Raw genomic sequence first — 9,512 nt, forward strand, 5'->3', positions numbered from 1 at the left:
TGATAGTCTCACCTTATCGAAGCTGATAGCATACGACAATCCTTTTGCCCGCTTCAAAAGGATTTCATGGCCGCAGTAAAGCAAGGAGTCAGCATTGAAACTCAGTCAAGTTAAAAACAATGGAAGCATCGAATTGGCATTATGGCGCGGCAAGGATCTGTTTTCCCTGCGCAACATCGCTCCACGCCTGTCACTCAACGATTTGCTGGGGGCTAGCGGCAGTTTGCGTAACGATCTGGAGCAACGTCTTAATCGTGCTCAATCCAAGGATATACTGGATCCTGAACAATTGAGTTTTTTACCACCATTGCCGGAAAGCAGCAAAATCCTTTGTGCCGGCCTGAATTATCAAAGCCATGCCACTGAAGTTGCGGCGCCAGCGGCAGAATTTCCCAACTTTTTTACGCGTTTTACCGATACTCTGGTGGGTCACGCTCAGGCCTTGCGGATCCCGGCAAATTCTCAGGAACTGGACTACGAAGGTGAGCTGGCGGTGGTTATCGGTAAAACCTGCTACGGCACCTTGACGGAAAATCAGGCTCTGGAATGTGTATCGGGTTACACTATTTTCAATGACGCCAGTGTCCGGGATTTTCAGTTTCGTGCCAGTCAATGGACGCTCGGTAAAAACTTTCCGGCAACAGGAGGCTGTGGACCCATGCTGGTCAGCGCCGATGAACTGCCGCTAGGCGCAAAAGGATTGAACCTGCATACCCTGATAGATGGCACCGTCATGCAAACTGGCAATACCGCCGATCTGATTTTCGATGTGGCGGCGTTGATTCAGGCGCTGGCGGTGGTTACGCCGCTGCGTTGCGGCGACTTGATCATTACCGGAACCCCTGCCGGAGTGGGTTTCACCCGTAACCCACCGCGCTTTTTGCAATCTGGAGAACACTGCGAAATCCGCATTGAAGGTATCGGTGCGCTGATCAACCCAGTTGTAGCTGCCTGACTGAGGAGAAATGACTAGCGATTGCGCATGAAATCCGCTGTGCGCTGCAGCGATGTCTGCAAATGTTCGTACAGTTCCGGAGGCATTTCCTGTTCCTGCATGGCGCGAAGCATGCAAGCCATCCACTGATCCCGAGCCTGATCGTCCACTGGAAAGCTGGCATGGCGGGCGCGCAGGCGCGGATGTCCAAATTTTTGTACATACAAGTCCGGGCCACCCAACCACCCCGATAAAAACAGGAATAGCTTTTCCTTGGATTCAGACAAATCCTTCGGGTGCATCTCCCGCAATGGGCTACGCCATTGGGCTTCGCTGTCCATCAGATCATAAAAGCGATTTACCAGGGTCCGCACGGCGTTTTCACCACCCAGCAGGATGTAAGGCGAAGTATCAGGTTCAAGAATCACAAATTACTCCAGATAAGTATAACCATGCAGACCATCGGCAAATTGCTGCAGAAATAAATGGCGCTGTCCGGCGTCCAGATCCTCAGCTTGATCGACTTTTTTCTGAAAACGGGCAAGCAGATCAGGTGCCGAAAATTGCACATAATTCAGCACCGACTCGACCGTATCTCCGGTCATGGGCTGCTCCAGCAACATCTGGCCCTCAGCATCACAGAGCACATTGACGGAATCCGTATCGCCGAAAAGATTGTGCATATCGCCGAGAATTTCCTGGTAGGCCCCGACCATGAACACCCCCAATATATAGGGTTTGTCCGGATCTACAGCATGCACCGGCAAGGCAGGCGTCAAGCCTTCGGCAGTAACATAGGCATCAATACGCCCGTCGGAATCGCAAGTAATGTCCTCGATGCGCGCCCGCCGAGTGGGTTCCTCCTGGAGGCGCTGAATGGGCATGATCGGAAAAATCTGATCAATGGCCCAGACATCGGGTAAAGACTGAAACAGGGAAAAATTGACGAAATATTTATCGACAATTTTTTCGTCGAGCTCATCGAGAATATCCCGGTGGGCGCGGTTGTGGGGGTCCAGAAAACGCCGCACCTGCCAGATGACCCGCGCATACACTTCTTCGGCCCGGGCTCTTTCTTCAATCGCGATCATTCCCAGATTGAACTGCTGATGGGCTTCACCCAGCAGATAAATCGCCTCCTGATACACTTCCAGCGCATCTGAAGCCTGGGTGTTATCGAGGCGTTGGAGCAGGCGTTGCCATTCTTCCGGCATGGCCTGCACAGAAGCTGCGGACAGGGGATGCTCCCCCGCCGCCGTTTCCACATCGGTCACATTGGTCAGCAAGATGGCATGATGGGCGGTCAGGGCCCGCCCTGATTCAGAAATAATATGGGGCTCCGGCAGATTTTCCTGACGCGCCACTTCCGCCAGGGCACTGACAATGGCATGGGCATAATCGGCCATATGATAATTGGTAGAGCAGTAAGCGCGGGAATGGGTGCCCTCGTAGTCCACGCCCAATCCACCGCCCACATCCACCACCTCCAGATTGGCGCCCAGACGGCGTAATTCCGCATATAGACGCCCACACTCGCGCATACCGCCTTTGATGAACTGTATATTGGGAATTTGCGAACCCAGGTGAAAATGCAGTAGCTGCAGACTATCCAGGGCATTTTCCGCACGCAGTTGGGCCAGGAGTGCGAGCATGTGCGCCGTGGATAAACCGAATTTGGATTTTTCTCCGCCGGTATTCTGCCATTTGCCAGCGCCCGCCGAAGCCAGTCGCGCCCGCACGCCGATGCGGGGCTGTACGCCCAGATCACGGGATTCGCTGAGAATCAGGGGGAGTTCGGAAATTTTTTCTACCACGAGATACACCCGCAGACCCAGTTTCTCGCCACTCAGAGCCAGACGAATGTATTCGCGGTCCTTGTAGCCATTACAAATGACCGTCCCACCCAGGGGCATGAGACCCAGTACGGCCAGTAATTCGGGTTTGCTGCCAGCTTCGAGGCCCACATTACCTGCTCCCGCCCGCAAAATTTCTTCCACCACCCGGCGTTGCTGATTCACCTTGATGGGATAGACGGGAGTGTAGCTGCCCTGGTATCCCGTGTCTTGCATGGCCCCAGTAAAAGCGCCGCGCAATTTTTCGACCCGATGCCCCAAAATTTGCGGAAAACGCAGCAGACAGGGTAATCCCAGCGAATGTTCACCGAGTTCCGCCGCCACATCGGCCAACCCTATGGCCGGGCTATCTTCACGCGCTTCCGGGCGCACGACCATCTGCCCATCGGCGCCCACATCAAAATAGCCCTCACCCCATTGCCGCAAATTATACAGATGACGACTATCGGCCACCGTCCAGTTCATGCCCGCATCCCCCCAGAAAACGCCTAGCGCAGTCTAAGGGGTCAGCCGCCCGGCCGACAAGTCATCTACAGTGCTTCATTCGCAAAATCAGCCAGACGTGAGCGCTCACCGCGACGCAAAGTGATGTGTCCGCTGTGCGCCCAATTCTTGAAACGATCGACCACGTAAGTCAGTCCCGAGGTGGTTTCCGTGAGATAAGGCGTATCAATCTGGGCGATGTTTCCCAGACAAACGATTTTGGTGCCGGGACCAGCACGGGTGATCAAGGTTTTCATTTCCTTGGAGGTCAGGTTCTGGGCCTCGTCGATGATGACGAATTTTTCCAGAAAGGTCCGGCCACGCATGAAACTCATGGATTTGACCCGAATCCGCTTGTTGAGCAGGTCCTGGGTAGCACTGCGCCCCCAACTGCCCGCCTCATCACTGCTGCGTGCCAGAATTTCGAGGTTGTCTTCCAGTGCACCCATCCAGGGCTGCATTTTTTCTTCTTCGGTGCCCGGTAAAAAACCGATTTCTTCACCCACCGGCACTGTTGCCCGGGTAATGATGACCTCGGAATACCGTTTATGTTCAAACACCTGATCGAGAGCTGCCGCCAGGGTAAGCAAGGTTTTTCCGGTCCCGGCGTGGCCCAGCAGTGTGACAAAATCAATATCCGGATCCATGAGCAGGTTCAGGGCAAAATTCTGCTCGGGATTGCGGGCGACAATCCCCCAGACGGCGTGGCGTTCATGCCGGTAATCGGTAATCCGTTCGATAATGGCATGTTCCGGGTGCACTTCGCGGACTATGGCTGCGAAATCCTCGGTGTTTTCCTCCCCCTGATTCAGGGCAATAAATTCATTGGCATGCCAGTTCTGGATAGCGGGACCACTGATTTTGTAAAAACTACGGCCACTTTCCTGCCAGGCGTCCAGATCCCGGCTATGCTGATCCCAGAAATTCTCGCTGAGCACTTCTGAACCGGTATACAATAAATCCGCATCTTCCAGGGCACGGTCATTTTCATAATCTTCCACACGAATGCCGAGGGTACGGCCCTTGATGCGCAGATTGATGTCCTTGCTAACCAAAATGACATCTTTTTCGGGATGGCGGTTCTGCAATGCCAGAGTCACTGCCAGAATTTCATTATCGGCCTTGCCTCCGGCTAGATCTTCCGGCAAGGCTTGCTGATAAGCGGCGGTCTGAAAAAACAGCCGACCCTGGGCATAAGGCAGGGGTAAGCCTTGGTCCAGATCCGCCGTATCCGTCAACAGCTCATCCAGTCGGCGACTGACCTGACGGACATTGCGGGCCTGTTCACTCAGGCCTTTTTTATGCTGGTCCAGCTCTTCCAGCACAATCATGGGCAGTAAAATGTCGTGTTCCTGAAAACGGAACAACGATGCGGGGTCATGCATCAATACATTGGTATCGAGAATGTAAAGACGCGGTTTGTGATGATCACCGGAAACCGCTTTGCCCGCATTCATGGAAGTTTTTTCACCAGATCAAGCATCGCCGCAGCGTGCCCTGCCGCTTTAACCTTGCGTTCCACATAGGCAATTTTGCCCTGACGGTCTATAACAAAAGTACTGCGCTCGACGCCAATACTGGTTTTGCCGTACATGTTTTTTTCCTTGAGCACGTCAAAAGTCTGGCATAGTTTTTCATCCGTATCTGCTAGCAGCGGAAAGGGAAAGTGGTATTTGCAGGCAAATTTTTCATGGCTGGACAAACTGTCGCGAGACACCCCGAGAATTTCCGCTCCGGCCGCCTGAAATTCAGGATACAGCGCCGTAAATTCCTGGCCTTCCGTGGTGCAACCCGGCGTATCATCTTTGGGGTAAAAATATATCACCACAATTTTTCCTTGCAGATCCTTGAGACTGATGCTGGCTTGCTGACCATAAGCAGCCGCCTGAAATTGCGGGGCATCTTGACCGACCACGATATTTTCTGAGGACATGAGAAACTCCTGAGTGGACCTGTTGAAAATCTAGCGCGGCAGATGCCTCACTGTCCAGCAATGCGCCTGCATGTTCTTTTTTTACCTCACCGAATGATCGAGTTCAGGTGGCCTCGTTGTAAGGATAAATCACAAGGCCGCTGTTTATGCCCTCAGTGTGCTTGCACCCATGCAGGGGCTGCTCTAGCATGAACCCATGAATAATCATGTCCATGACGCGCCCCTCAAACACAGCGATGCGGAAGTGACCCAACTGCTGCGGGATGCCGGACAGCGGGTTACGCGCCTGCGCGTGGCGGTGTATAAAACCCTGCTCGAAGCCGAGCAACCCCTGAGCCATCCGGAAGTACAGCAGCGTCTGGAAAACAGCATGGAAAGCCCTGTAGATCGGGTCAGTTTATATCGCAACCTGGAATGGCTGGTGGATATAGGACTCGCCCACCGCATCACCGCCGATGACCGGGTCTGGCGTTTCAGCGCCCGGCGCCAGGAACATTCCGAGCAACATCCCCATTTTCATTGCGTCTCCTGTGGACAGGTATTTTGCCTGCCTGACAGCCAGCTTGCCGCCCCCAAACTGCCCAAGAATTATTCCGTGATCGAAATGGAGTTGGTGGTCAATGGGCTTTGCGCCCATTGTGGCCGAAAAAAATAGCACCATTGCTTGGATATGCGCCCATATAAAATGATGCTGCGGCATTTTCGCCTTGTGCGTTCCGAAGCTGCCAATGCTGGGTTCATACAGACTGGAAGAGTTAGCGATCATGAACGATATTGCCGCCGAGTACATGCAACTCGCCCTGCTAGAGGGGCGAAAGGCCTTGCCTGCTTGCCTCCCCAATCCTCCCGTCGGGTGTGTTCTTGTTTTAGAGAACTCAGGGGTCATTGCCAGGGGGTTTACTCAGCCGCCGGGGCAACATCACGCTGAGGCTATGGCGCTTTCCCAAGTGTCCGGAGACTTGTCCAAGGTCATCGCCTTTGTCACGCTTGAGCCGTGTTCTTTTCACGGCAGAACTCCGTCCTGTGCAAAAGAACTGGTTGCCCGTGGCATCAAGCGTGTCTACGTCGCCACCCTCGACCCCGACCCAAGAAATTCCGGTGCGGGAATTCAAATTCTCAAGGCGGGGGGAGTCGATGTGTCTGTTGGCCTCCTTGAGGAACAAGCGTTCAAAGACCTTGGTCCTTATTTGGCCAAGATCGCTAACCCTGCGGTGCAAGGGACGCTGTGCGATAAAGTCGCGCAACGCCCCTGACCTCCACGTTATGCGCTGAAAACAGAGAAGTGATGGAACATTTCGTTAGTCCACGATACGACCACTCCAAGATAGTGAGGTACCCTGAATCTTGTGGACACTCCCGATTGAGTATAATGGATCTAGGAGGATTTTATGGGAAAGAAAGTACAGAGCTATACGGCTGAGTTTCGGGCGGAAGCGGTCAAGTTGGTTTTGAGTCAGGGGCTCAGCTTACAGGAGGCGGCACAGCGCATATCCATACCGAATGGCACTCTGGCGGGATGGGTGGCCAACGCGCGTGGCGGAAAATCAGGAAGTGCCCCCGGGGCGCGTACGGTGGCCGAGCTGGAAGGAGAGAATCAGCGGCTCCGTAAGGAACTGGCGCAAATGCGTATGGAGCGGGATATCGTAAAAAAAGCCGCTGCGTACTTTGCCAGGGAATCGCTGCAAGGTACGCGCTCATGAAGGCCTGGCGAAGCTAATATCCGATCAACGTCATGGCGAAGCTGTTGGCTGTCTCCCGCAGCGGCTTTTACGCTTGGTTGAAGCGACCGCTGTCCAAGCACCGACAGGAGGATGAGCGGCTGAAGGTCGCCATTCGCGCCGCCCATGAAAAAACCCGGAGGACCTAGCCATGGGTGCCAGGATGACCCAGGAGTTGGCCATCAGCGCCCTGAACAGGGCGATACAGCATCGGCGCCCCGCTCCCGGATTGATCCACCACTCCGATCGCGGGAGTCAGTACTGCGCTAAGGCATATCGCACCATTCTCCAGGAAAACGGTTTGGTGGCTTCCATGTCGAGAAAGGGCAATTGCTATGATAACGCCCCCATCGAGAGCTTCTGGGGCAGCCTGAAAAATGAAATGATCCACCACCAAAGCTTTGAGACCCGGGCGCAGGCGGAATCGGCTATTCGGGAATACATTGAGATTTTTTACAACCGCCAACGCCGGCATTCACGGATTGGCTATCTGGCCTCCGCCATGTTCGCACAGTCGTTCACACGGGTGGCCGCTTGAAACGGGACTGTCCACTATTGTCAGGACACCTCAACTTTAACAAACCGATGGTGACAGACAAAGAGGAAGCGGGAGTGCTGATTGACCAGTGCGAATCCGGGTTCGAGCGGGAAGTGTTTTCCGTTCTTTCCTCTCGTGGGTATCGTGTTATTCCACAAGTGAAAACTGGCGCTTACCGCATCGACATGGTCGTTGAGGGTGCAGGGGATAACCGCTTGGCAATTGAGTTGGATGGCGATGAATACCACGGTCCAGACCGATGGCAGCATGACATGAACCGTCAGCGCGTCTTGGAGCGGGCTGGCTGGGTATTCTGGCGCTGCTTTGCCTCCACGTGGTCACTTCGTAAGGATGATGTTTTGCAAGAACTACTGGCACGCCTTGCGGCAATGGGAATTGAGCCGATGGGAGCCATTGAACATGCGCCAAGCTTTGTAGAAAAACGGACTTGGAAATGCGCGCACGTGGAAGACGATGGACAGGTAGTTGATGAAACGCAAGCTGCGTTGGAACTCGCAATTACAAGCGCAAAGTAGCCCCCGTTGTAAGCCTAGTTGTCACTATGGTGTACATAAAGCCCCAGAAGGCCGGTAAGCAATGCGTTATAAATTCCTCTAGCCTTGATATCCCGAATGTACTAAGGTGTAACACATATCACTACACCGAGGGTGGGTATCATGAGTGTTACGAGTGTTCGAATTGCTGACGACGTGGAAAAACCTCTGGAGCTTCTTTCCAAAAAGCTTGATAGGAGTAAAAATTATATAATAAATCAGGCTATTAAAGAATTTCTTGCGAGGCAGTCTCTGGAAGATTCAAGATGGCAGGACACCCTTGAAGCGCTTGAAACCATCAAGGCAGGTAAATCTATTGATGAAGAGGGTGTGAATGCCTGGCTGAATAGCTGGGGCACCAATAATCGAAAATCGCCACCTAAATCATGAAAATAAGGTATTCGCAAGAGTCAGTCGATGATCTAAACAGAGTAGTGGAATTTGTAGAGGTTAAAAATCCGTTTGCAGCGCGTAGAATTGCGATAGATCTACAAGAAGGTATCGAGAAGCTGAGGCAATTTCCAAAAATTGGTCTACCCGTTTTGAAAGCATCCGATCCGGATCTTATTCGCGATCTTTATGTAAGCAACTACACAGTACGCTACCTTATCTCCGATGACATAATCTATATATTAAGGATTTGGCACAACAAAGAAAATGAAAAGCATTTATAACCAAGCGCTTCACGCGGACAAATTACACGCTTCGCTCGTTGGTGTAATCATCAACACCGCCCCCAGCCACTGTCAGGTCCCTCCCCCGCCCTCGCTCCATATCTCTGCCTGGGCTCGAGAAACCAACGGTGCCGCGAAGCGACAAATATGCTTTTCACCTTTAGGGGTCGGTACTTTCAGTAAAGTGCCTGAGTCAATATCTTCGGGATTGCGCAGTTGATTGATATTCATCAGATGCGCGACTGAACTATGATACTGTCGGGCGATTTCTGCGAGATTTTCACCGGGTTTGATGGTAATACGCATGATTGGACCATGCTGACAGGCGGGCGCTACATCCAGTTCCTGCAAAGCATGGCGCATGGTCACCCGAAATACGGGCGCCGCTTCAATCCCTCCAAAATTCCACTTGAAATGACTGCCGCGCAGGGAAACGGCCATGACCAGTTGGGGATGATTACCGGGAGCGAAGCCCACAAAGGTGGCATTGGTGTTATGCCCGTAAAAACCGCCGTGACCATTGGCCATATTGGCCGTGCCGGTTTTGCCCGCCACATGATAGCCATCAATGGCCGCCAGAACCCCCGTACCTCCCGGTTCAGCCACACTCTGTAACCAGACCCGAAGCTTTCTCGCCACCCAGGCTGGCATGATTCTGGTGGCTACCGGTGCCTGCCCCATCACCAATTCTGGCCGCATATGGTAACCGCCATTAGCAAATGCAGCATAAGCATCAGCCAGTTGCAGGGTGGTGACGCTGATGCCGTAACCCAGGGCAATAGTGGCGTGGCGGGCCAGACTCCAGCTCCGCCAGTTAGGCAATAC

At 53.2% G+C, this 9,512-nt stretch carries 11 protein-coding genes and 1 pseudogene; 7 read left to right on the forward strand and 5 right to left on the reverse strand.

The features are described 5' to 3' along the window. Window positions 1–94 precede the first annotated feature (94 nt). Window positions 95–955: a fumarylacetoacetate hydrolase family protein gene (locus tag B1757_RS12670; RefSeq protein WP_101538661.1), complete on the forward strand. Its 861-nt coding sequence runs from the start codon at window positions 95–97 to the stop codon at window positions 953–955. A gap of 14 nt (window positions 956–969) precedes the next feature. On the opposite strand, the gene B1757_RS12675 is transcribed toward B1757_RS12670, so the two are convergent. From B1757_RS12675 to B1757_RS12690, 4 genes are all read right to left on the reverse strand, one after another. Then, window positions 970–1,362, reverse strand: coding sequence for a group II truncated hemoglobin (locus B1757_RS12675; RefSeq protein ID WP_101538662.1), 393 nt, complete (start codon window positions 1,360–1,362; stop codon window positions 970–972). A gap of 3 nt (window positions 1,363–1,365) precedes the next feature. Further along, window positions 1,366–3,252 carry a biosynthetic arginine decarboxylase gene (gene speA / locus B1757_RS12680; RefSeq protein WP_101538663.1) on the reverse strand — a complete coding sequence of 629 codons (1,887 nt, stop codon included), beginning with the start codon at window positions 3,250–3,252 and terminating at the stop codon, window positions 1,366–1,368. Between the two features lie 65 nt (window positions 3,253–3,317). After that, window positions 3,318–4,727: a PhoH family protein gene (locus B1757_RS12685; RefSeq protein WP_101538664.1), complete on the reverse strand. Its 1,410-nt coding sequence runs from the start codon at window positions 4,725–4,727 to the stop codon at window positions 3,318–3,320. Continuing rightward, a complete protein-coding gene (locus tag B1757_RS12690) occupies window positions 4,724–5,203 on the reverse strand; it encodes a peroxiredoxin (RefSeq protein WP_101538665.1) in 480 nt (159 codons plus the stop codon). The genes B1757_RS12685 and B1757_RS12690 overlap by 4 nt, the downstream gene beginning before the upstream one ends. A 196-nt stretch (window positions 5,204–5,399) precedes the next feature. On the opposite strand from B1757_RS12690, the gene B1757_RS12695 reads away from it, so the two are divergent. From B1757_RS12695 to B1757_RS16135, 6 genes and pseudogenes are all read left to right on the forward strand, one after another. Then, a complete protein-coding gene (locus B1757_RS12695) occupies window positions 5,400–5,858 on the forward strand; it encodes a Fur family transcriptional regulator (protein ID WP_101538666.1) in 459 nt (152 codons plus the stop codon). Between the two features lie 109 nt (window positions 5,859–5,967). Then, a complete protein-coding gene (locus B1757_RS12700) occupies window positions 5,968–6,456 on the forward strand; it encodes a bifunctional diaminohydroxyphosphoribosylaminopyrimidine deaminase/5-amino-6-(5-phosphoribosylamino)uracil reductase RibD (RefSeq protein WP_172437713.1) in 489 nt (162 codons plus the stop codon). 135 nt (window positions 6,457–6,591) lie between these two features. Further along, window positions 6,592–7,459, forward strand: a pseudogene (locus B1757_RS12705) (IS3 family transposase). Between the two features lie 74 nt (window positions 7,460–7,533). Beyond that, window positions 7,534–7,995, forward strand: a complete 462-nt coding sequence (locus B1757_RS12710; RefSeq protein ID WP_253253858.1) for a PDDEXK-like endonuclease domain-containing protein — start codon at window positions 7,534–7,536, stop codon at window positions 7,993–7,995. 141 nt (window positions 7,996–8,136) lie between these two features. After that, on the forward strand, window positions 8,137–8,403 hold the full coding sequence (locus tag B1757_RS12715) for a CopG family ribbon-helix-helix protein (protein WP_101538668.1): 267 nt from the start codon (window positions 8,137–8,139) through the stop codon (window positions 8,401–8,403). After that, window positions 8,400–8,687: a type II toxin-antitoxin system RelE/ParE family toxin gene (locus B1757_RS16135; RefSeq protein WP_101538669.1), complete on the forward strand. Its 288-nt coding sequence runs from the start codon at window positions 8,400–8,402 to the stop codon at window positions 8,685–8,687. Before B1757_RS12715 ends, B1757_RS16135 begins: the two co-directional genes overlap by 4 nt. A gap of 72 nt (window positions 8,688–8,759) precedes the next feature. On the opposite strand, the gene B1757_RS12725 is transcribed toward B1757_RS16135, so the two are convergent. Further along, window positions 8,760–9,512: penicillin-binding transpeptidase domain-containing protein (locus tag B1757_RS12725; protein ID WP_143484266.1), on the reverse strand; the 753-nt coding region annotated here is incomplete at its 5' end.

This window comes from Acidithiobacillus marinus, from assembly GCF_002847505.1.
Lineage (GTDB): Bacteria > Pseudomonadota > Gammaproteobacteria > Acidithiobacillales > Acidithiobacillaceae > Acidithiobacillus > Acidithiobacillus marinus.